This window comes from Enterocloster sp. (genome assembly GCF_057861365.1).
The window spans coordinates 1-19988 of sequence record NZ_DBMACH010000019.1 but is presented as its reverse complement, the minus strand read 5'-3'; the positions used below and the strand labels follow the sequence as shown (position 1 = coordinate 19988).

The window sequence follows — 19988 nt, the reverse complement described above, 5'->3', positions numbered from 1 at the left end:
ATGGCGGCAAACAAACTGTATTCCATCGGAGAAGTAAGCAAGCTGTGCAATATCTCTACAAAGGCTCTCCGCTTTTATGATAAGATCGGCGTGATCGCGCCGGATGAGGTAGGTGAGAACGGTTACCGTTATTACACCCTGGATACCATTCTCCGGATCCCTATTTTAAAATATTACAAGCAGATGGGGTTTCGGCTGGAGGAGATGCAGGGGCTGGTAAAGGGCGGAGATTACTATGTGGTAGGCTCCTGCTTTCGCAGCAAGATCAATGAGCTGCGGGAGCAGGAACATGCGATCCACAACAGCTATGTATCTGTAAAGGACTGGTATGAACTGATCCAGGAGGCAAGGGCAGTGCTTTACAATAAAATCCAGGAAGTGGGAATGCGCTATGTAAGTGAGGATCATTACTGCTATATGGATCAGGAGTTTGAATATCACTACATGGATTCGATTATCAATATTCCCTGGGTCAATTATCTGGACACGGTAAAAAATGAGATCACCGGGCCGGTAATCCTGGAATTTCCATCCTGGAAGGAAAAGATGAAACGAACCTGCAGACAGGCCAGGATCATGCAGAAACCCATCCATCCCTGCTGCTGCGGAACGAATGAGATCAATTTCGGCGGCTTTCTGGCAGCGACGATCTATCATGTGGGCTCCCATGACCGGATCGAGGAAAGCTATCAGAAGCTGGCGGAATGGGCGAAAGCAAAGGGGGCATCCCTGGGGCCGAATGTTTATGAACGGTATGTGGTAGATTACTGGACCACTGCAAATGAGGATGAATTTGTGACAGAGATTATTCTGCCCATACGAATTTTAGAGGAATAAAACAAAAACCTTCCCCATAGGGGAAAAGAATGGAAAGAGCTTTCACTTACAGGAAAACTTCTTTCAGGGATAAAAAGCAGAAGGAAAACCCTTCTGCTTTTTTGTGTACGCCGGTTTCTTCGTCATATTGCTGTGAAAAAAGTAACGATATTATGCGATATATACAATAAAAGATGGAGAAATCGTCTGTTGAAAAATCGATAAATTACACTTGACCTTCCATATATGGGAATGGATTATACTAAATGTACAGAAAATGTATGCTTTTTGTGAAAAGATCATGCATACTGCGCGCGCTGGCTGTAAAAAAGAAGAAAAAGAAGGAGAAGAAACATGAAGTACGATGCATTAGGAATGATCGAGACAAAGGGACTTGTAGCATCTATTGAAGCAGCAGATGCCATGGTAAAGGCTGCCAATGTAACTCTGATCGGCAAGGAAAAAGTAGGAGGCGGCCTGATCACAGTTCTGGTAAGAGGCGATGTAGGCGCGGTTAAGGCAGCTACAGATGCAGGCGCTGCTGCAGCCCAGAGGATCGGAGAGCTGGTATCCGTTCATGTAATCCCACGTCCCCACGGAGAGGTGGAGACCATCCTTCCGGGAGGCGGAAAGGCAGAATAATCAAAGGAGAGAAACGCAATGAGCGGCAATATGACAAACACATCTGCTGCGGATATGAAGATGAAGCAGCTGAGCAAAAAATTCCGCGTAACAGGCCTTACAGCAGGAGCTCTTTCCGGCCTTACATACGGAATCTATACGACTTTGGTATTGGTTGCGGGCTATTATGAACCACTTGTAAGTGCGGTTGGTATCCTGGCAGCCCCTTATGTATGTTCCGGACTGAACGATCTGTTCGCCGGTATCTGGCTTACGATCTACAATGCAAAAAAGGGACGTCTGGCAGAGATTGGACGTACAGCCAATACCTTCCCAGGAAAGATGATGATCCTGGGAGCACTTTTGGGCGGCCCTATCGCTAACGGCGCTTATCTGGTAGGCCTGGCTCTGGCCGGTGCTTATGCGATCCCCATTTCTGCAACCTGCGGCCTGTTCGGCGCTCTGTTTGCATGGATTTTCTTAAAGCAGCGTCCAACCAAGCGTGTGGTAGCAGGTATGCTTACCTGTGTGGCAGGCGCTATCATCATCAACTGGGTAAAACCGGAAGGCAGCCCGAACTTTACACTGGGAATTATCTGCGCACTGATCGCGGCTGTGTGCTGGGGACTTGAGGGAATGCTTTCCAGCTACGGCGGAGCCATGATCGACACAGATGTGGCAACCAATATCCGTCAGCTCTTCTCCGGTCTGGTAGATCTGGTGATCATCGTTCCCTTAGTAGGCGGACTTGGACTTTTAGGCGGCACCATGTCAGCTGGTATTCCGGCTCTGTGGCTGGCAGTATCCGGACTGAGCGCAGGCGCTTCCTTCCTTCTGTGGTACAAGGCAAATTCCACAGTCGGCTGTGCCATCGGCATGAGCTTAAACGTTACATATGCATTCTGGGGCGTATTATTCTGTATCCTGTTCCTGGGACAGCCTGTAACAACTACCATCGTAGTTGGTTCTGTTGTAATCATCTTTGGTGCGATCCTGGTTACCATGAACCCGCTGGACTTTTTCAAGAAGGGAGAGGTGTAAGATGCTGCTGCCCGCAAGAATGGCGGTGCTCAACTATTTAAGCACTGTGAAAAATGCTGATATCAACGAGATCATGGAGGCAATGAAGCCCCAGTACGGACATGAGAAACAGTTTACAAAGGATATGTATCTGGATCATACGATGTCCTTAGAGGCCAACGGAATGTGCACTCTGGTAAGCCATGAGCTGGATGTAAACGGAGATCTTTCTCTCCGGTTTGCCATTACAGACGACGGCCGCACAACCGTGGAAAAATACGTTCCTGCTAAATACCGCAGCAGATAGGAAAGGAGAAACGGCATATGAGATATTATGGTGAAGAGGCTCTCGGACTGGTAGAGACCCTTGGACTGGTTCCGGCTCTGGAAGCGGCAGACAAGATGTTAAAGGCCGCAGATGTGGAGCTCATCTCTTATGAGAATGTTGGATCGACTCTGGTAACAATCATGGTAAAGGGCGATGTGGCCGCTGTGCGTTCCTCTGTCGAGGCCGGCGCCGCAGCCGCAGCCGCGATCGGAAAGCTGACAGCAAAGAATGTAATGCCAAGACCGATCCGTGCCGTTGGAGAGATCGTTTCGGTACACGATATTGACGCGTGACCGCTGCTATAAACCGAGATGTGAGAGGGAAAAATATGGAAAGATATGAAGCCATTGGATGTATTGAAACCTTCGGCCTGGTATTTGTTCTGGAGGCTGCAGACGCGATGTGCAAGGCGGCTGATGTAGAACTGATCGGCTATGAAAATGTTGCTTCCGGTTATATTTCCGTTATTGTACAGGGCGATGTGGGAGCCTGCCGTACAGCGGTAGATGCCGGGGTGAAGGCAGTAGAAAATATGGGAGCAGAGGTATACAGCTCTGTGGTGATCCCAAGACCGCATCAGGATCTGGGCAAGATCGTTACCCGCTACAGTCTGACCAATCTTTTGCCTCAGGAAGAGTAAATAAGAGGCAGAAGGGAGCAGTGAAATGAAGTTTATCGACAAAGACTTAAAGGCAGTCCAGGAAGCAAGAGTTTTGATGGAAGAGGCGGCCGAAGCAAAGAAAACACTGGCTCTTTTTGAACAGAAGAAACTGGACCGGATCGCAGCCTGCATGATGGATGCTTTAGAGCTTAAGCTGGAACAGCTTACAGAAGAGGCGGTTCGGGAAACGGGATACGGAGACGCAAAGGATCAGCTGCTTCAGGCAAAGCTCCTGATCAAGAAAATGCGGAAAACTCTGGAACCTATGAAATGCGTAGGCGTTCTCAGCACAGATGAGGCTCAGGGCGTTTTGGAAATCGGCGTTCCAATGGGCGTGATCGCTGCGGCTGCACCGGCTGTAAGCCCGGTGGCTGCGGTTCTGAGCGCTGCCGTATGCGCGGTAAAATCAGGAAACGCCATTGTTTTTGCACCCCATCCCAGAGCGGTGAAGACCACGGTGCGTACCGTACATATCCTGGAGGAAGCGGCTCTTGAGGCCGGACTGGTCCGGGGAGCTTTATCCTGCAGTGAGACAGCGGCAAAGGAAGGGGCCATCGAGCTTCTTTCACACCCGGAGACAAATCTGATCCTGAATATGGGTGAACGGCCGCTTTTGGAAGCCTGCAGCCGCACCGGATGCCCGGTTTTATACGGAGGGATCGCTCCCGGACCGGTATTTATTGAAAAAACAGCAGATATAAGCAGGGCGGCGGCATGTATTACGGACAGCCGGGGCTTTAACTGCGGAACCGGAGCAGGAAGCGAGCAGTATGTGGTGGCAGACCGGCAGATCGCCGCTCAGGTAAAGGAGGAACTGATCCGTCACGGGGCCTATTTTATGACGGAGACAGAACAGAAACAGCTGACTGCGTTTCTGGGACTGGAAAAAGGAACGGGGCTTCCGGATAAGGAGTTCATCGGAAAAACGGCAGCATGGCTGGCTCAGAAAGCCGGATTTGCAGTGCCGGAGCATACAAAGGTCCTTGTATCCGAGCAGTCTTATATAACGGATTTTAATCCATATGCCAAAGGGCTTTTATGCCCGGTACTGGCATTTTACATTGAAGAAGACTGGATTCATGCCTGTGAAAAATGTATTGAGCTTCTGGTGGGAGAAAGCCGGGGCAATACGCTTACCATTCATTCGCAGGATCCGGAAGTCATTCGGCAGTTTGCCTTAAAGAAGCCCGTAGGCCGTGTGCTGATCAATACGCCGGCTGTATGGGGCGCCATGGGAGTTACAACAGACCTGTTCCCCACAGTGATCCTTGGAAGCGTGACCTCAAAAGAGGGGATCACTGCAGAGAATGTATCGCCTCTTCACATGATCTATAGAAGAAAGGCAGCATTTGGGATCCATGGACTCTGTTCATAAACAGGCAGCCAGAAAGAGAGGGATTTATTTTGGATATTAGAGAATTTTCAAATAAGCTTGCAGAAGCGACAAAAAATATGTCTCCTGAAGAGAAAGCTTCTCTGATGAAGATGTTTGAATCTGTTTCACAGGAAATTGGAAAAGAAGATACAAAAAAAGAGACCGCAAAGGATCTGTGCGAGTATCCTTCTGAGGGAACTCAGATTCCGGACGGCATGACAAGACGTTTAAAGCTGTTAAAGGAGAATTACTTAAAGCAGAAGCCATCCATCACGACCTACCGTGCAAGAGCGATCACAAAGATTGCTGCTGAAAATCCCGGTATGCCAAAGATCGAATTAAGAGCAAAGTGCTTCCGCTACTGCTGTGAGACAGCTCCTCTGGTTATTCAGGATAACGAGCTGATTGTAGGCGCACCCTGCGGCGCACCCAGAGCCGGCGCATTCTCACCAGATATCGCATGGAGATGGATGGTAGATGAGATTGATACCATCGGAACAAGACCTCAGGATCCATTCTACATTTCCGAGGAAGACAAGAAGATCATGCGTGAGGAGCTGTTCCCATTCTGGAAGGGCAAATCCGTAGATGAGTACTGCGAGGATCAGTACCGTGAGGCAGGCGTATGGGAGTTATCCGGCGAGTCCTTCGTATCCGACTGCTCCTACCATGCATTAAACGGCGGCGGCGACTCCAACCCCGGCTATGATGTAATCCTGATGAAGAAGGGTATGCTGGATATCCAGAATGAAGCAAGAGAGCATTTAACAAAGCTTCACTACGAGAATCCAGATGATATTGAGAAGATCTACTTCTACAAGTCCATTATCGAGACAACTGAAGGTGTAATGATCTATGCCAGAAGAATGTCCGAATATGCAAAGGAACTGGCTGACAAAGAGACTGATCCAAAGAGAAAGGCAGAGCTTTACAAGATCTCCGAGATTAATGCAAAGGTTCCTGCTCACAAGCCTGAGACCTTCTGGGAGGCAATCCAGGCAGTATGGACCATCGAGTCCCTGCTTGTTGTGGAAGAGAATCAGACCGGTATGTCCATCGGCCGTGTAGACCAGTATATGTACCCGTTCTACAAGGCAGACATTGAGTCCGGCAGAATGAATGACTTCCAGGCATTTGAGCTTGCAGGCTGTATGCTGATCAAGATGTCTGAGATGATGTGGATCACCAGCGAGGGCGGTTCCAAGTTCTTTGCAGGCTATCAGCCATTCGTAAATATGTGCGTAGGCGGCGTTACAAGAGAGGGCCGTGATGCAACCAATGACCTGACCTATCTGTTAATGGATGCAGTACGTCATGTAAAGATTTACCAGCCGTCTTTAGCCTGCCGTATCCACAACAAGTCCCCGAGAAAGTACTTAAAGAAGATCGTAGATGTAGTACGTTCCGGAATGGGCTTCCCTGCCTGCCACTTTGATGATACACATATCAAGATGATGCTGGCAAAGGGCGTTTCCATCGAGGATGCAAGAGATTACTGCCTGATGGGCTGTGTAGAGCCTCAGAAGGCCGGCCGTCTCTATCAGTGGACCTCTACCGCTTATACACAGTGGCCCATTTGTATCGAGCTTGTATTAAATCACGGTGTTCCGCTGTGGTACGGCAAGCAGGTTTGCCCGGATATGGGTGACTTAAACAGCTTTAAGACATATGAAGAGTTTGAAGCTGCCGTTAAGGAAGAGATCAAATACATCACAAAGTGGACCAGCGTTGCTACGGTTATTTCCCAGAGAGTTCACAGAGAGCTGGCTCCGAAGCCTCTGATGTCCATTATGTACGAGGGCTGTATGGAAAAGGGAAAGGACGTATCCTCCGGCGGCGCTATGTATAACTTTGGACCAGGCGTTGTATGGTCCGGACTTGCTACCTATGCAGACTCCATGGCAGCCATCAAGAAGCTGGTATTTGACGATAAGAAATATACGCTGGAGCAGTTAAATGAAGCATTAAAAGCAGACTTTAATGGATATGAGCAGATCCGCACCGACTGTCTGAACGCTCCTAAGTATGGAAATGATGACGATTACGCAGATGATATTGCGGCAGATCTGATCAACTTTACCGAGCATGAGCACAGACAGTACAAGACTCTTTACTCTATCCTGAGCCATGGTACTCTGTCCATTTCCAATAATACCCCATTCGGCCAGATGACCGGTGCGTCTGCAAACGGACGCCATGCATGGCTGCCTCTGTCTGACGGAATCAGCCCAAGCCAGGGCGCTGACTTCAAGGGCCCGACCGCTATTATCAAGTCTGTATCCAAGATGTCCAATGATAATATGAACATCGGTATGGTACATAACTTCAAGATCATGGCAGGCCTTCTTGATACTCCTGAGGGCGAGGAAAGCCTGATCACCCTGCTGCGAACAGCCTGCATGTTTGGAAACGGCGAGATGCAGTTTAACTATCTGGATAACAAGACCCTGATCGAGGCTCAGAAGCATCCAGAGCAGTACCGCGACCTGATCGTGCGTGTTGCCGGATACAGTGCTTTCTTCGTAGAGCTGTGCAAGGATGTACAGGATGAGATCATCAGCCGTACCATGCTGACTCATTTTTAATCCGGGCGTGGGGCAGTTAGGAGAGATATCATGGAAAGAAAAGCTCTGATCTTTAATGTTCAGAAATACAATATGTATGATGGACCGGGAATCCGCACCATCGTATTCTTCAAAGGCTGTCCGCTGCGCTGCAAATGGTGCGCCAACCCGGAAGGTCTGGAGCGGAAGATCCAGATTATGTTTAAGAAAAACTCCTGCGTCAACTGCGGCCTTTGTGTGGACGCCTGTCCGGTGGGGATCCATGAGATCACACCGGAGGGCATCCACCGGGTGCGCCGGGATATTGACTGTACCGGCTGCGGAAAATGTAAATCCGTATGCCCTCAGGCTGCTCTGGAAGTCAACGGCCAGGTAAAAACTGTATCCGAGCTTCTTGAGATAGTAGAGGAGGACGCTGCATTTTACAGTATGTCAGGCGGCGGCGTTACCCTGGGCGGCGGCGAATGTACGGCACAGCCGGAAGCTGCCAGGGAGCTCCTTATGGCTTGCAAGAGCCAGGGAATCAATACGGCCATTGAAACCTGCGGACACACGAAGCCGGACAAGCTCTTTGCCATTGCGGAATATGTGGATCTGTTCCTGTTTGATATTAAGCATATGGATCCCAAACGTCATAATGAGCTGACAGGAATTGGAAATGAATTGATCTTATCCAATTTAAAAGAGCTTTTGACAAGGCGCTATAACGTGAAGGTGCGTATGCCGATGTTAAAGGGTATCAATGACAGCAAGGAAGAAATTGATCAGGTGATCCAGTTTCTGCTTCCGTTCCGGGATGATCCAAACTTTAAGGGAGTGGATCTTCTTCCTTATCATAAAATGGGCGTGGGAAAATACGGGCAGCTGGATAAGCCCTACCCCATTGAGGGAGACCCCAGCTTAAGCCAGGAGGATTTAGACCGGATCGAGGGCTGGATGAAAGCCTATGATTTCCCTGTAACCGTAGTGCGCCACTGACAGGTAAGGAGGAGCCGTGACAGAAGGAATTATGCCTGCCGGACGGGTGATTGAAGAATCGGTTCCGGGCAAACAGGTGACGATCGCCCATGTGATCGCTTCTCCGGTGCCGGAGATCTATGAATGTCTTGGAATTGAGGGCAGAGGAGCCATTGGCATTCTGACCCTTTCTCCCTTTGAGACAGCCATGATCGCGGCGGATATTGCAGCCAAGGCGTCTGATGTGGAGATCGGATTTTTAGACCGCTTTACCGGTTCTGTAGTGATTTCCGGAGATGTGGAAAGCGTAGATACGGCCCTCAGGGCTGTGACGGATACGCTGAAACGGGTGCTGGGATTTGCGGCCGCGGAGATAACGAGAACGTGAGAAAGAAACGGATCATGATCATAGGGCCCGGAAAAAGCGGAAAAACAACGCTGGCTGCCTGGCTGGAAGACAGCAGCGATATCCGCAGGGTCCAGAATATGGTTTACAGAAAGAATACACTGGATACGCCGGGAGCGTATCTGGAAAGCCCATGGATGCACCATCATCTCATTGCGGCGGCTCAGGACGCCTCCTGTGTGGTGATGACTGCGGATGCAAAGGGAAAACGGGAGGTATATCCTCCGGGATTTGCAAAAGCCTTCCGCGTTCCTGTCATCGGAGTGGTCACACGCTGCGACCTCGCAGAGGGAGACTGCAAAGGAGCGGTACGCCAGCTGATAAGAGCCGGGATCCAGCCGCCCTTTTATGAGATCAGCATCTATGATACAGAACGTATGAAGCAGCTTCGGAGAATTCTGGATCCATACAGGCCGGATGCTTCGGAGCCGGAAAAATCAGAAGAAAGGAGGGAATGATGATGGGACAGTTTTTAATGAGTACCCGGATCTATACAGGGGAAGCTTCTCTGGAAGAAATTGAACATCTGGGACTTAAAAGAGCATATATTATCTGCGATCCTTTTATGGAGAAGTGCGGACGGGCCGGAGAGCTTGCTGCCATGCTGAATGGGGCTGGAGCAGAAACAAGGATTTTCTCAGAGGTCGTACCGGATCCATCCATCGAGGTGGTTGCAAAGGCCATTCAGGGGATGAAGGAATTTGAACCCGATGGGATCATTGCTCTGGGAGGCGGTTCAGCCATTGATACCGCCAAGGCAGCCGGTCATCTTTATGGCTCCATGAACGGAGAGGGAAGGCCTCTTCTGGCAGCCGTTCCCACCACCAGCGGAACAGGAAGTGAGGTAACATCCTTTGCGGTGATTTCGGATACAAAGGCTCAGGCAAAATATGCGCTGCGGGATCAGGCTCTGGTACCGGATGCAGCGTTTTTAGACCCAAGGCTGACATCTTCCGTTCCGCCGGCGATTACGGCAGATACAGGAATGGATGTGCTGACCCATGGACTGGAAGCTTATGTTTCCGCAAAGGCGGATGATTTTACAGATGCCTGTGCAGAAAAAGCGATCCGGCTGGTATGGGAATATCTGGAACGGGCCGTGTTGGACGGTTCTGATATGGAAGCCAGAGAGCATATGCATAATGCCTCCTGTCTGGCAGGAATCGCATTCAGCAATGCTTCCTTAGGCGTCTGCCACAGTATGGCTCATGCCCTGGGAGCACATTTCCATATTCCTCACGGCAGAAGCAATGCTTTAATCCTTCCCCATGTGATCGCATATAATGCGGGACTGGAGGAGAATGGAGAAAATGAAGCACTGCTCCGGTATGAAAAGATTGCGGATATGCTGGGAATCGGAGGCGGTACTCCCAAAGCGGCAGTACACGGCCTGATCCGCCACATCCGGAATCTGATGAAGCGGATTGGAAGTCCTGCTTATGTGACAGATCTGTCCGTTGAACGGGAGGCATTTGAGGAAGCCATTCCCCAGATGGCAGAGCAGGCGTTAAAGGATAACTGTACGGCTACCAATCCCAGAGTGCCTGAAAAGCAGGAGCTGGAATACCTTTACAAGAAGCTTTGTAAAGGGGGAATCGTATGAGATTTATCACAGAAGAGGATTTGAGGCAGCGGTTTCGCAGAGAACGGTTTACAGAATATGAGCCAGAAGCGGGAACGCGGCTTACACCGGGAGCAAGACAGTTTTTAAGTGACCGCGGTATCCGCCTGACAGAGACAGAAAATGGCGTTCGTCCAGGAAACGGACAGACCGGCTTTGGAAAAAAAGAAGCCGGCAGCAGTCTGAAACAGAATGAACAGCCAAGGGAAACGGAAGCAGAGGAGCGTTCACAGGGAGCTCATCCGGCAGAAGAACTGCCCTGCTGGCAGCTTGAGCTTGGAAACCTTCAGGCTGATTTTCTTCAGGCAGGACTGGATCTTCAAAGAGAGGATGTTCTTGTTTCAAAGGAAATCTTTGAACTGGAACGGAATCTTGCCAGGCTTGCGTCCGGGGAAGAGATGGCCGAAGGAGAAAGGCGCTGGGAAATGCTCTGTCCGGCCTGTACGGGAATCGGTCCTGAAAACTGCAGAAAGTGTTTGGCAGACTGCTTTGAAATCACAGGATTTCATGCCCAGTCACCCAATGGCCGGGTTGTGATCCGGCTTCATGTGCTCAGAAGCAGATTAAGAAAGCTGGAACGGGAGCTTCCCGACGATAGAAAGGAAATGGCACACTGTATCATCAACCGATTATCACAGATGATCTGCCATGGGTTTGGAGGAAAAATATGTCAGAAGAATTAGCATTTGCAGAATGTGACCGCCTGGTGAGGGAATTTGAACAGGTGGTAAAAAAGCCGGTAAAGAAGCGCTCTTCCATTTATTATACCGGCGTGGATCTGGGAACAGCCTGTGTGGTTTTAGCTGTTCTGGATGAGAACCGCCGGCCGGTAGCAGGCGCTTACCGGTATGCAGATGTGGTTCGTGACGGCATGGTAGTAGATTATATCGGTGCCATCCGTCTGGTGCGTGAAATGAAGGAAGAGCTGGAGGAAAAGCTGGGTACGGAACTGATCTATGCAGCCGCAGCCATTCCTCCGGGAACCGACGCTCTGGACGGGGGAGCAATCAAAAATGTAGTGCAGGGCGCTGGATTTGAAATCACAGCCCTGTTAGATGAACCCACAGCCGCCAATCAGATCTTAAAGATCCAAAACGGAGCTGTAGTAGATATCGGAGGCGGAACCACAGGCATTTCCATTTTAGAAAATGGAAAAGTGATCAATGTAGATGATGAGGCCACCGGAGGAACCCATTTTTCTCTGGTATTAGCCGGAGCTTATAAGCTTCCCTTCTCAGAAGCGGAGATTTATAAGAGGGATAAGAAGAATCACAAAGAAATCCTTCCGGTGTTGAAGCCGGTGATTGAAAAAGTGGCTTCCATCATCAGCCGCCAGATCGAGGGCTATAATGTGCAGGGACTGTATCTGGTAGGAGGAACCTGCTGTCTTTCCGGAATCGAGGATATCATAGGAAAGAAAACAGGGATCCCTACCTATAAACCGGAAAATCCCATGTTCGTTACGCCTCTTGGAATCGCTATGAGCTGTACGGATCAGGAAATGGAGTAAAGCATATGGAGTACCGGATCATTAAATCCCCAAGCCGGGGTACATTAGAGATCCTGGCCCGGAGAAAGGGTTCGGGAAATGCAGTAAAGCTGGAGGATGTGGATGCCGTAGGCCTGGTTCAGGGACGTCTGATCGAAATGGTCTGCGCCGCTGATGTAGCAGAAAAAGCAGTGGGCGTTACGGTGGAAGACATCCGGGGCAGCTGCCCCCAGCATATGATCATGCTGGCAATCTTTGGGGATACGGCTTCGGTAGAAGCGGCCCTGGAAGAAATTCGACGGAGAGAAAAGGAGGGAGCGGAGGAATGGTAACAGCAAGACTGACAGGAAATATCTGGGCAACACGAAAATCAGACCTTCTAAGCGGATATAAGCTCCTTTTAGCTGAGGTCATCGGAGGCACAAGAGCCGGTGAGAGCATGGTAGTGATCGATACCATCGGAGCCGGGATCGGGGACCGGGTGATCGTAGCCTGCGGATCTTCTGCCAGACGGATGCTGGGAAGCGACGAAATTCCGGCTGATGCGGCAGTAGTGGGAATTATTGACGAAGACTGCGCCTTTGAGGATTCATAAGGCGGATCAGGAGAGGATGTGGAAAAATGAAACAGCTGATTTGTGCTGCGGATATAGAAGCACTGAAGCAGGCAGGAAAGACAGTATGCGTGACAGGACCGGATGTGATCGTAACACCTTCTGCTAAGGATGCTGCAGAAGCCCTTGGAATCACATTTTCAGACAAGGAGCCGGAGAAGGCAGCATGTACCTGCGACGGAGAAGGCATTGACAGCGAACAGATCTATCAGCTTTTAAAAGCTCTGATGGACAAGGGACTTTTAGGAGAACTGCTGACAAAATGCGGCAGCCGCCCCTATCAGTGCGTAACCCATGAAAATGGATTAAAGGTAGTCCGCGGAAATACAGTGAAAATGGATGTATTTGACACAGGCGATCCAAATGCCACTGCTTATTTCCAGGAACTGGTAAGCAAAGAGGAATCTCATATCAGTGCAGGATTCCTTGTGATCGATCATTCTGAGTTTGCCTGGGAGCTGACGTATGAGGAAATCGACTATGTAATCGAGGGAACGCTGACCGTTACCATTGACGGAAAGAAATATACGGCAAATGCAGGAGATGTTCTTTTTGTTCCATCCGGTTCCAAGGTAATCTGGGGTTCTCCGGACAAGGCAAGAGTATTCTATGCAACCTATCCGGCCAACTGGGCGGACCTTCTGTAAAGGAGGACATAAATGCAGGCGCTGGGTATGATAGAAACAAGGGGAACCCTGGCAGCCATTGAAGCGGTAGATGTGATGCTCAAGGCAGCAGATGTAACCCTTGTAGAAAAGACAAAGATCGGCGGCGGTCTGGTGACGGTTACTGTAACAGGTGATGTGGCAGCCGTAACTGCAGCTGTAGATGCAGGCGCATCGGCAGCAGAGCATCTGGGTGAAGGACTTTTGGTCAGCCGCCATGTGATCCCAAGGCCTCATGAAGAGCTGGAGGGATTTTTCGGGCCAGAGCCGGAGGATCCGGGAAAACGGAATGAACCGAAGGCAGCGGCCGGAGAGGCTGAAATTGTATCTGAGGATGAGCCGGAGGAAGCGGCCGAAGAGCCGGAAACTGCATCTGAGGATGAGCCGGAGACTGTGGCAGCAGGGCTGTCGGAGGATACCGGGGCTGAAGAGGCTGATGCAGAGACTGGGGAAGACGGCACAGCGGTACAGGAGCTGGATGCAGAAGTGGGCAATACCGCCGTACAGGAGCCGGACATAAGCATTCCCAATCCTGTTACACGGGCATGGTGCGATGGCCTTTATGATGTTTCAGGAGCAGAGGCAGTGATGACAGCTCTTAAAAACTGTCATGTAACGCAGCTTCGTAAGCTTGCCAGAAGTTATCCGGAGCTGGGAATGGCCGGAAGGGAGCTTTCCAGAGCAAACCGGTCCCGTCTCTTAAAGGAATTGAGACAATGGTATGAAACGCGACAGAAATAAAACATCCGGTGTCTGACCGGAGAAAGGAACTGATAATGGAGAATTTTGATTTAGATCTGCGTTCCATCCAGGAAGCCAGAAATCTGGCCCGTCAGGGTGAGGAAGCAGCAAAGAAAATGGCCACTTATACAAGTGAGCAGATTGACAAAATTTTAAAAAGCATGGTAGAAGCAGCAGAAGAGCATGCGGCCTGTCTGGGAAGAATGGCAGTGGAAGAGACCGGCTTCGGAAATGCAGTTCATAAGGCATATAAAAACCATGCGGCGTCTACATTATTATATGAAGATATCCGTGATATGAAAACCGTAGGCATTATCTCCGAGGATCGTGCCAGAGGTACCATGGATGTAGCTGCTCCGGCAGGATTGATCATGGGCATTGTTCCATCTACCAATCCTACCTCTACCGTAATTTACAAATCCATCATTGCTATTAAGGCTGGAAATGCAATCGTATTTTCTCCCCATCCATCCGCAGCCAAGTGTACTTTAAGGGCAGCAGAGGTAATGCGTGACGCAGCTGTTAAGGCAGGCGCTCCGGAGGGCGTGATCAGCTGCATTACAACACCTACCATGGCGGCAACTAATGAATTGATGCACTGCAAAGAGGTGGCTCTTATCATCGCAACCGGCGGCCCGGGAATGGTTAAGGCAGCCTACAGTGCAGGAAAGCCGGCCATCGGCGTAGGCGCAGGAAACTCCCCTGCATACATTGAACGTACAGCAGACGTTAAGGCGGCAGTAGACGCTATTATTGCCAGCAAGACCTTTGACAATGGAACCATCTGTGCTTCTGAGCAGTCGATCATCTGCGAGCGCTGTAACCATGATGAGGTGGTTGCAGAGTTAAAACGCCATGGAGCTTACTTTATGACAAAGGAAGAGACCGACAAGGTATGCCGTCTGCTCTTTAAGAACGGCCATGCAATGAATGCCAAGTTCGTAGGACGCAGTCCGGAGGTGATCGGACAGGCAGCCGGGATTTCTGTTCCGGCAGGAACCACGGTTCTGATCGGAGAACAGGGCGGCGTAGGCGAGGGATATCCTCTTTCCTATGAGAAGCTTACAACAGTTCTGGCATTTTACACCGTAGAAAACTGGGAAGAAGCCTGCAAGCTCAGCATTGACCTTTTACAGAACGGTATCGGTCATACCATGAGCATCCATACCAATGATCAGGAACTGGTTCGCAAGTTTGCCATGAAGCCGGCTTCCCGTATCCTTGTAAATACCGGAGGCAGCATGGGCGGAACCGGAATCAGCACAGGACTGAATGTAGCCTTTACCTTAGGCTGCGGAACCTGCGGCGGAAGCTCTGTTTCCGAAAATGTAAGCCCCTTAAATCTGATCAATGTAAAGAAGGTTGCTTATGGATTAAAGAACTGCTCTACCCTTCTTAAAGATGACAGAACCTTCCGCAATCCGGAGAAGGCGCAGGAAGTACAGGCTAGCTGCTCTCAGAATACAGCTTCTTCCCAGAGCTTTAGCCCGGCTGATATCGTGGCATCCTTTGAACGCCGCCAGGGCGGGTGCTGCTGTGGGGCTGCTGTTCAGGAATCCAGCATTGATACGGCAGAACAGTTAAAAGAGGCCTCTGTTAAGGGATTTACAGATGACGCCCATCTGGCTGATCTGGTACGCCAGCTGATTGCATCCATGAACGAATAAGGAGGCAGAACATGAATCAGTGTGAAGAACTGCTTAAGCTTTTAATGGAAGCGGTACAGCAGGAAGGGCAGAAAAAGGAAGAACCCTGTGCCAATGGGGGGATTCCGGTAGGTGTTTCCAACCGCCATGTCCATCTGTCTCAGGCTGACTTAGACCGCCTGTTTGGTCCGGGATATGAGCTGACCAAGATGAAGGATCTTTCCCAGCCGGGGCAGTATGCCTGCAAGGAAATGGTTACGGTCTGCGGCCCTAAGGGAGCGATCGAAAAGGTACGCATCCTGGGTCCGGTACGCCGGGAAACACAGGTAGAAATACTGGCAGGAGACGGCTTTAAGCTGGGAGTAAAAGCTCCGGTACGGCTTTCCGGAGATCTGGATGGAACACCGGGAATTACCCTGGTGGGCCCGAAAGGTTCTGTACAGACAGAAAAAGGCGTAATGGTTGCTCAGAGGCATATTCATATGCTTCCGGCTGACGCAGAGCGCTTTGGCGTCCATGACGGACAGGTTGTAGATCTGGAGGCAGAAGGCCCCAGAGGAGGTATTTTAAGAAATACGGCAATCCGTGTGACTGCACAGTCGCAGCTGGAATGCCACCTGGATATGGAGGAGGCAAATGCTTTCGGTCTGGGAGGAACTTCCGTGGTACATATCCATTGCTAAACTATATTGGAAGTCTTCGGCTGAAAATGGCTGGACTGTAATCATGTGAACTAAAAAATTAAGATAAATCAGGAGGAAATAATCATGAAGTATGATGCATTAGGAATGATCGAGACAAAGGGACTGGTAGGCTCTATTGAGGCAGCAGATGCTATGGTAAAGGCAGCAAATGTTACCCTGATCGGCAAGGAATTCGTAGGCGGCGGCCTTGTTACTGTTATGGTACGCGGCGATGTAGGCGCAGTTAAGGCAGCTACAGATGCAGGCGCAGCAGCAGCTCAGAGAGTAGGAGAGCTTGTTTCCGTTCATGTAATCCCACGTCCACATGCAGAGGTAGAGACCATTCTTCCTTCCGTAAAGGAGAACTAAAACGTATTAAAGATAAGAAAGGCCGCAGCCGGATGAGTCCTGGCTGCGGTCTTTTTGCGCCTGTGTTTTGATGTTATATGGCTTTTAAATAGATTGTATTCTTTAAATCCGTGCGATCCCTTCCTCTACAGCCACATCAGCTACCGCTTTTGCAACTACGTCGGCTACCGCCTTGTTTAACGGGGAGGGAATGATATTATCTTCTGTAAGCTCCTCATCAGAAACCATGCCGGCAATGGCATAGGAGGCTCTCTGCTTCATGGATTCAGTGATCTCTCTGGCACGGACGGAGAGAGCACCTTTAAATACGCCCGGAAATACCAGTACATTGTTGATCTGGTTGGGGAAATCGGAGCGGCCGGTTCCTACGACTGCAGCGCCTCCTTCCAAGGCCTCGTCGGGCATAATCTCCGGTGTGGGGTTTGCCATGGCAAAGACGATACCCTTATTCATGGAGGCAACCATTTCCTTTGTCACCAGTCCGGGACGGGATACGCCGATAAAGGCGTCCGCATTTTTTAAAGCGTCGGCCAGAGTGCCATGCTCGTGATCCAGATTGCTGATATGGGAAATTTCTTCCTGGCCAGGATTTAAGCCCTCGTCGCCTTCGCAGATAATACCATTGATATCGCAGAGGATCACATTTCCAAAGCCCATATTGATCAGATGTTTTCCGATGGCAATGCCTGCGGCTCCTGCTCCGTTAATTACCACACGAAGCGTTCCCATTTCTTTTCCTGTTACCTTGATGGCGTTTAACAGGGCGGCTGCCACAACGATAGCGGTGCCGTGCTGGTCATCATGGAATACAGGGATATCGCACAGCTCCTTTAAACGGCGCTCAATCTCAAAGCATCTGGGAGCGGCAATATCCTCCAGATTGATGCCGCCGAAGCTTTTGGAAATCAGATGTATGGTCTGTACAATGGTATCTGTGTCCTTGGAGTCAATGCAGAGAGGGAATGCATCCACATCTGCAAATTCCTTAAACAGGGCGCATTTTCCTTCCATAACCGGCATACCGGCTGCAGGGCCGATATCTCCCAGACCCAAAACAGCCGTACCGTCTGTGATGACGGCTACCAGGTTGGAGCGGCGGGTCAGCTTAAAGGACTGCTCGTAATCCTTTGCGATCACCCGGCAGGGCTCGGCTACGCCCGGAGTGTAGGCTAAAGAAAGATCCTCTCTTGTTTCGATTTTTTTGCGGGAAACGACCTCGATTTTTCCGTTCAGGTCGTAATGCATCTGCAGGGATGCCTGATTGATATCCATGATTTTGTTCCTCCTGTAAAATAAAATGTGCTCTGGGAGCAGAGTGTTTATACCATAGCTTCGGGTTTGAATACCTGATCGAATTCCTCTTCCGTGAGAAAGCCCAGAGATACGCAGGCTTCCTTCAGGGAAATATTTTCCTTATAGGCTTTTTTTGCGGTTTTAGCCGCATTTTCATAGCCGATATGCGGATTAAGGCAGGTCACAAGCATCAGGGAACGACGGAGATTTTCATCCATCTTTTCACGGTTGGGCCGGATGCCGGATACGCAGTTATTATTAAAGGAAATCAGTGCGTCGGTTAAAAGACGGACAGACTGGAGAAAATTGTAAATACATACGGGCATAAATACATTTAATTCAAAGTTTCCCTGAGAGGCAGCAATGCCTACAGCCGTATCATTTGCCATAACCTGAACCGCCACCATAGTGACAGCCTCGCACTGAGTCGGATTTACCTTTCCCGGCATAATGGAGCTTCCGGGCTCATTTTCCGGGATAAAGATTTCACCCAGTCCGCAGCGGGGGCCGCTGGAAAGCCAGCGGATATCATTTGCGATCTTCATCAGATTGGCTGCCAGGCCTTTTAAGGCGCCGTGGGCAAATACCAGCTCGTCCTTGCTGGTGAGAGAGTGGAACTTGTTGGCTGCGGTGACAAATTCTTTTCCTGTGAGCTCGGAAACTGCTTTTGCCACTTCCGTATCAAAGCCTTTTGGGGCGTTTAAGCCGGTGCCTACGGCAGTGCCGCCCAGAGCCAGCTCCCGAAGTCCCTTAAGGCTTAAGGCAAGCATTTCCTTTGATTTTTCCAGCATATTTTTCCAGCCGCTGATCTCCTGGGAAAAGGTGATGGGAGTGGCGTCCTGAAGATGGGTGCGCCCGGTTTTGATGATACCCTCATTTTCCTTCATCAGGCGGTCAAAGGTGGAGATTAAAAGATCCAGAGCAGGAAAGAGCCTGTCCTCGATTTCGGCTGCCGCAGCAATGTGCATGGCAGTGGGGAAGGTGTCATTGGAACTCTGGGACATATTGGAGTGGTCGTTGGGGTGGAGCAGCTTCTTTCCGGCGATTTCATTTCCCCGGTTGGCGATGACCTCGTTTACATTCATATTAGACTGGGTGCCGCTTCCGGTCTGCCATACAGCCAGAGGGAAATGACCGTCAAGCTTTCCTGCCAGAATCTCATCACAGACTGCAGATATGAGGGAAAGGCGTGTTTCATCCAGCTTTCCCAGACGGTGATTGGCCATGGCCGCTGCCTTTTTCAGGATCGCAAATGCCCGTATTATCTCCATAGGGATCTTTTCTGCTCCGATTTTAAAGTTTTCAAAGCTGCGCTGGGTCTGAGCCCCCCAATAACGGTCTGCAGGAACCTGGATTTCTCCCATGGAATCGTGTTCAGTACGGTACTGCATGATTTGTTAGCCTCCTTGCGTGTACGTCGTAATATTTTTGATAACAGTATACCACACATGAAGTTGTTTGAAAATAATTTACTTTATTTTCTCGAACTGTTCGCAAGATATGGACTTTCAAACTTTAATATGTTAAAATAACTGAGTGCAGATTATATAAATAAAAAGTCATAAAGCAATAAGGAGAATATAGATATGAATAAAAAAATTAAAACAGAAGCAGTGGATCATTTGTTTGATGCGATTCTTACCCTGAAAACACCGGATGAGTGCTATAAGTTCTTTGAAGACGTATGCACCATCAATGAACTTTTGTCCCTTTCCCAGCGCTATGAGGTGGCAAAAATGCTCAGGGAAGGGCAGACCTATCTGGAGATTGCGGACAGGACCGGAGCCTCTACCGCTACCATCAGCCGTGTAAACCGTTCTTTAAATTACGGAAGTGACGGCTATGATATGGTGTTTGGGCGTCTGCATCTGGGAGAAGATACGGACGGGGAGTAGGGGGTCACTTATAAAGTGGGTTAAAAACAGCACGGGCTTTCTTTTGTGACGGGCATGTGCTGTTTCTTTTGTTGGAGATTGCGGAAACTGCAGGATTATCCTAAATTATTCACGGAACAGTATTTGAATTGATAACAGTACCATGAATCTGAAAATTGATCCATGCAGCCATAACATCACTCAATTAACCCGTCAAAAGGGTATAAAATCCCTGTGGCAGAGTTC

At 49.7% G+C, this 19988-nt stretch carries 24 protein-coding genes; 22 read left to right on the top strand and 2 right to left on the bottom strand.

Features of this window, described 5'->3' with window-relative positions:
• The 21 genes from ACZM6M_RS15415 to eutM (ACZM6M_RS15315) all read left to right on the top strand — a co-directional run bounded on the left by ACZM6M_RS15415 (position 1) and on the right by eutM (ACZM6M_RS15315) (position 16575).
• Positions 1-837: a MerR family transcriptional regulator gene (locus ACZM6M_RS15415; RefSeq protein ID WP_066546949.1), complete on the top strand. Its 837-nt coding sequence runs from the start codon at positions 1-3 to the stop codon at positions 835-837.
• 333 nt (positions 838-1170) lie between these two features.
• Positions 1171-1458 carry an ethanolamine utilization microcompartment protein EutM gene (eutM, locus tag ACZM6M_RS15410; protein ID WP_066546952.1) on the top strand — a complete coding sequence of 96 codons (288 nt, stop codon included), beginning with the start codon at positions 1171-1173 and terminating at the stop codon, positions 1456-1458.
• Between the two features lie 18 nt (positions 1459-1476).
• The gene (locus ACZM6M_RS15405; protein ID WP_296038720.1) at positions 1477-2478 is read left to right on the top strand and encodes a DMT family transporter; all 1002 of its coding nucleotides are present in this window, start codon (positions 1477-1479) and stop codon (positions 2476-2478) included.
• 1 nt (position 2479) lies between these two features.
• Positions 2480-2764: a hypothetical protein gene (locus ACZM6M_RS15400; protein ID WP_066546957.1), complete on the top strand. Its 285-nt coding sequence runs from the start codon at positions 2480-2482 to the stop codon at positions 2762-2764.
• A 17-nt stretch (positions 2765-2781) separates the two neighbouring features.
• Complete coding sequence (locus ACZM6M_RS15395) at positions 2782-3078, top strand: BMC domain-containing protein (protein ID WP_066546960.1); 297 nt, start codon at positions 2782-2784, stop codon at positions 3076-3078.
• 35 nt (positions 3079-3113) lie between these two features.
• Positions 3114-3425: a BMC domain-containing protein gene (locus ACZM6M_RS15390; protein ID WP_066546963.1), complete on the top strand. Its 312-nt coding sequence runs from the start codon at positions 3114-3116 to the stop codon at positions 3423-3425.
• A 25-nt stretch (positions 3426-3450) separates the two neighbouring features.
• Positions 3451-4821: an aldehyde dehydrogenase family protein gene (locus ACZM6M_RS15385; protein ID WP_066546969.1), complete on the top strand. Its 1371-nt coding sequence runs from the start codon at positions 3451-3453 to the stop codon at positions 4819-4821.
• A gap of 29 nt (positions 4822-4850) precedes the next feature.
• Positions 4851-7406: a choline trimethylamine-lyase gene (gene cutC / locus ACZM6M_RS15380; RefSeq protein ID WP_066546971.1), complete on the top strand. Its 2556-nt coding sequence runs from the start codon at positions 4851-4853 to the stop codon at positions 7404-7406.
• 30 nt (positions 7407-7436) lie between these two features.
• Positions 7437-8363: a choline TMA-lyase-activating enzyme gene (gene cutD / locus ACZM6M_RS15375; RefSeq protein ID WP_296038712.1), complete on the top strand. Its 927-nt coding sequence runs from the start codon at positions 7437-7439 to the stop codon at positions 8361-8363.
• Between the two features lie 31 nt (positions 8364-8394).
• Positions 8395-8730, top strand: a complete 336-nt coding sequence (locus ACZM6M_RS15370) for a BMC domain-containing protein (RefSeq protein ID WP_066550651.1) — start codon at positions 8395-8397, stop codon at positions 8728-8730.
• Positions 8727-9206 carry a EutP/PduV family microcompartment system protein gene (locus ACZM6M_RS15365; protein WP_066546975.1) on the top strand — a complete coding sequence of 160 codons (480 nt, stop codon included), beginning with the start codon at positions 8727-8729 and terminating at the stop codon, positions 9204-9206. Before ACZM6M_RS15370 ends, ACZM6M_RS15365 begins: the two co-directional genes overlap by 4 nt.
• A 2-nt stretch (positions 9207-9208) precedes the next feature.
• The gene (locus ACZM6M_RS15360; RefSeq protein WP_337934022.1) at positions 9209-10351 is read left to right on the top strand and encodes a 1-propanol dehydrogenase PduQ; all 1143 of its coding nucleotides are present in this window, start codon (positions 9209-9211) and stop codon (positions 10349-10351) included.
• Positions 10348-11052 (top strand): hypothetical protein, encoded by a 705-nt coding sequence (locus ACZM6M_RS15355; protein WP_066546981.1) that lies wholly within the window; start codon positions 10348-10350, stop codon positions 11050-11052. The genes ACZM6M_RS15360 and ACZM6M_RS15355 overlap by 4 nt, the downstream gene beginning before the upstream one ends.
• Positions 11037-11879, top strand: a complete 843-nt coding sequence (gene eutJ, locus ACZM6M_RS15350) for an ethanolamine utilization protein EutJ (RefSeq protein ID WP_066546984.1) — start codon at positions 11037-11039, stop codon at positions 11877-11879. The genes ACZM6M_RS15355 and eutJ overlap by 16 nt, the downstream gene beginning before the upstream one ends.
• A gap of 5 nt (positions 11880-11884) precedes the next feature.
• Entirely contained in the window at positions 11885-12190 is a 306-nt protein-coding gene (locus ACZM6M_RS15345; RefSeq protein ID WP_296038710.1) for a BMC domain-containing protein, read from the top strand.
• The gene (locus ACZM6M_RS15340) at positions 12184-12453 is read left to right on the top strand and encodes a EutN/CcmL family microcompartment protein (protein ID WP_066546992.1); all 270 of its coding nucleotides are present in this window, start codon (positions 12184-12186) and stop codon (positions 12451-12453) included. Before ACZM6M_RS15345 ends, ACZM6M_RS15340 begins: the two co-directional genes overlap by 7 nt.
• A gap of 26 nt (positions 12454-12479) precedes the next feature.
• Positions 12480-13118, top strand: coding sequence for a cupin domain-containing protein (locus ACZM6M_RS15335; protein ID WP_066547000.1), 639 nt, complete (start codon positions 12480-12482; stop codon positions 13116-13118).
• A gap of 12 nt (positions 13119-13130) precedes the next feature.
• Complete coding sequence (locus tag ACZM6M_RS15330) at positions 13131-13877, top strand: BMC domain-containing protein (protein WP_337934025.1); 747 nt, start codon at positions 13131-13133, stop codon at positions 13875-13877.
• A gap of 35 nt (positions 13878-13912) precedes the next feature.
• Positions 13913-15544 carry an acetaldehyde dehydrogenase (acetylating) gene (locus ACZM6M_RS15325; protein ID WP_066547006.1) on the top strand — a complete coding sequence of 544 codons (1632 nt, stop codon included), beginning with the start codon at positions 13913-13915 and terminating at the stop codon, positions 15542-15544.
• 11 nt (positions 15545-15555) lie between these two features.
• The gene (locus tag ACZM6M_RS15320; protein WP_066547009.1) at positions 15556-16206 is read left to right on the top strand and encodes a phosphate propanoyltransferase; all 651 of its coding nucleotides are present in this window, start codon (positions 15556-15558) and stop codon (positions 16204-16206) included.
• Between the two features lie 84 nt (positions 16207-16290).
• Positions 16291-16575 carry an ethanolamine utilization microcompartment protein EutM gene (eutM, locus tag ACZM6M_RS15315; RefSeq protein ID WP_066547012.1) on the top strand — a complete coding sequence of 95 codons (285 nt, stop codon included), beginning with the start codon at positions 16291-16293 and terminating at the stop codon, positions 16573-16575.
• A gap of 102 nt (positions 16576-16677) precedes the next feature.
• Here the strand turns inward: eutM (ACZM6M_RS15315) and ACZM6M_RS15310 are convergent, their stop codons facing one another.
• A complete protein-coding gene (locus ACZM6M_RS15310) occupies positions 16678-17847 on the bottom strand; it encodes an NAD(P)-dependent malic enzyme (RefSeq protein WP_417045273.1) in 1170 nt (389 codons plus the stop codon).
• Between the two features lie 47 nt (positions 17848-17894).
• Positions 17895-19259: a class II fumarate hydratase gene (fumC, locus tag ACZM6M_RS15305; protein WP_296038708.1), complete on the bottom strand. Its 1365-nt coding sequence runs from the start codon at positions 19257-19259 to the stop codon at positions 17895-17897.
• Positions 19260-19454: 195 nt separating this feature from the next.
• On the opposite strand from fumC, the gene ACZM6M_RS15300 reads away from it, so the two are divergent.
• On the top strand, positions 19455-19763 hold the full coding sequence (locus ACZM6M_RS15300; RefSeq protein ID WP_066547016.1) for a YerC/YecD family TrpR-related protein: 309 nt from the start codon (positions 19455-19457) through the stop codon (positions 19761-19763).
• Positions 19764-19988 lie beyond the last annotated feature (225 nt).

Coding starts and splice junctions, on each gene's coding strand:
- ACZM6M_RS15310 (WP_417045273.1), bottom strand. CDS start 17,847: ATGGATATCAATCAGGCATCCCTGCAGATGCATTACGACCTGAACGGA.
- cutD (WP_296038712.1), top strand. CDS start 7,437: ATGGAAAGAAAAGCTCTGATCTTTAATGTTCAGAAATACAATATGTAT.
- ACZM6M_RS15320 (WP_066547009.1), top strand. CDS start 15,556: ATGAATCAGTGTGAAGAACTGCTTAAGCTTTTAATGGAAGCGGTACAG.
- eutJ (WP_066546984.1), top strand. CDS start 11,037: ATGTCAGAAGAATTAGCATTTGCAGAATGTGACCGCCTGGTGAGGGAA.
- ACZM6M_RS15340 (WP_066546992.1), top strand. CDS start 12,184: ATGGTAACAGCAAGACTGACAGGAAATATCTGGGCAACACGAAAATCA.
- ACZM6M_RS15385 (WP_066546969.1), top strand. CDS start 3,451: ATGAAGTTTATCGACAAAGACTTAAAGGCAGTCCAGGAAGCAAGAGTT.
- eutM (WP_066547012.1), top strand. CDS start 16,291: ATGAAGTATGATGCATTAGGAATGATCGAGACAAAGGGACTGGTAGGC.
- ACZM6M_RS15345 (WP_296038710.1), top strand. CDS start 11,885: ATGGAGTACCGGATCATTAAATCCCCAAGCCGGGGTACATTAGAGATC.
- ACZM6M_RS15325 (WP_066547006.1), top strand. CDS start 13,913: ATGGAGAATTTTGATTTAGATCTGCGTTCCATCCAGGAAGCCAGAAAT.
- ACZM6M_RS15355 (WP_066546981.1), top strand. CDS start 10,348: ATGAGATTTATCACAGAAGAGGATTTGAGGCAGCGGTTTCGCAGAGAA.
- ACZM6M_RS15415 (WP_066546949.1), top strand. CDS start 1: ATGGCGGCAAACAAACTGTATTCCATCGGAGAAGTAAGCAAGCTGTGC.
- ACZM6M_RS15370 (WP_066550651.1), top strand. CDS start 8,395: ATGCCTGCCGGACGGGTGATTGAAGAATCGGTTCCGGGCAAACAGGTG.
- ACZM6M_RS15395 (WP_066546960.1), top strand. CDS start 2,782: ATGAGATATTATGGTGAAGAGGCTCTCGGACTGGTAGAGACCCTTGGA.
- ACZM6M_RS15330 (WP_337934025.1), top strand. CDS start 13,131: ATGCAGGCGCTGGGTATGATAGAAACAAGGGGAACCCTGGCAGCCATT.
- ACZM6M_RS15300 (WP_066547016.1), top strand. CDS start 19,455: ATGAATAAAAAAATTAAAACAGAAGCAGTGGATCATTTGTTTGATGCG.
- ACZM6M_RS15405 (WP_296038720.1), top strand. CDS start 1,477: ATGAGCGGCAATATGACAAACACATCTGCTGCGGATATGAAGATGAAG.
- fumC (WP_296038708.1), bottom strand. CDS start 19,259: ATGCAGTACCGTACTGAACACGATTCCATGGGAGAAATCCAGGTTCCT.
- eutM (WP_066546952.1), top strand. CDS start 1,171: ATGAAGTACGATGCATTAGGAATGATCGAGACAAAGGGACTTGTAGCA.
- ACZM6M_RS15400 (WP_066546957.1), top strand. CDS start 2,480: ATGCTGCTGCCCGCAAGAATGGCGGTGCTCAACTATTTAAGCACTGTG.
- ACZM6M_RS15390 (WP_066546963.1), top strand. CDS start 3,114: ATGGAAAGATATGAAGCCATTGGATGTATTGAAACCTTCGGCCTGGTA.
- ACZM6M_RS15335 (WP_066547000.1), top strand. CDS start 12,480: ATGAAACAGCTGATTTGTGCTGCGGATATAGAAGCACTGAAGCAGGCA.
- ACZM6M_RS15360 (WP_337934022.1), top strand. CDS start 9,209: ATGGGACAGTTTTTAATGAGTACCCGGATCTATACAGGGGAAGCTTCT.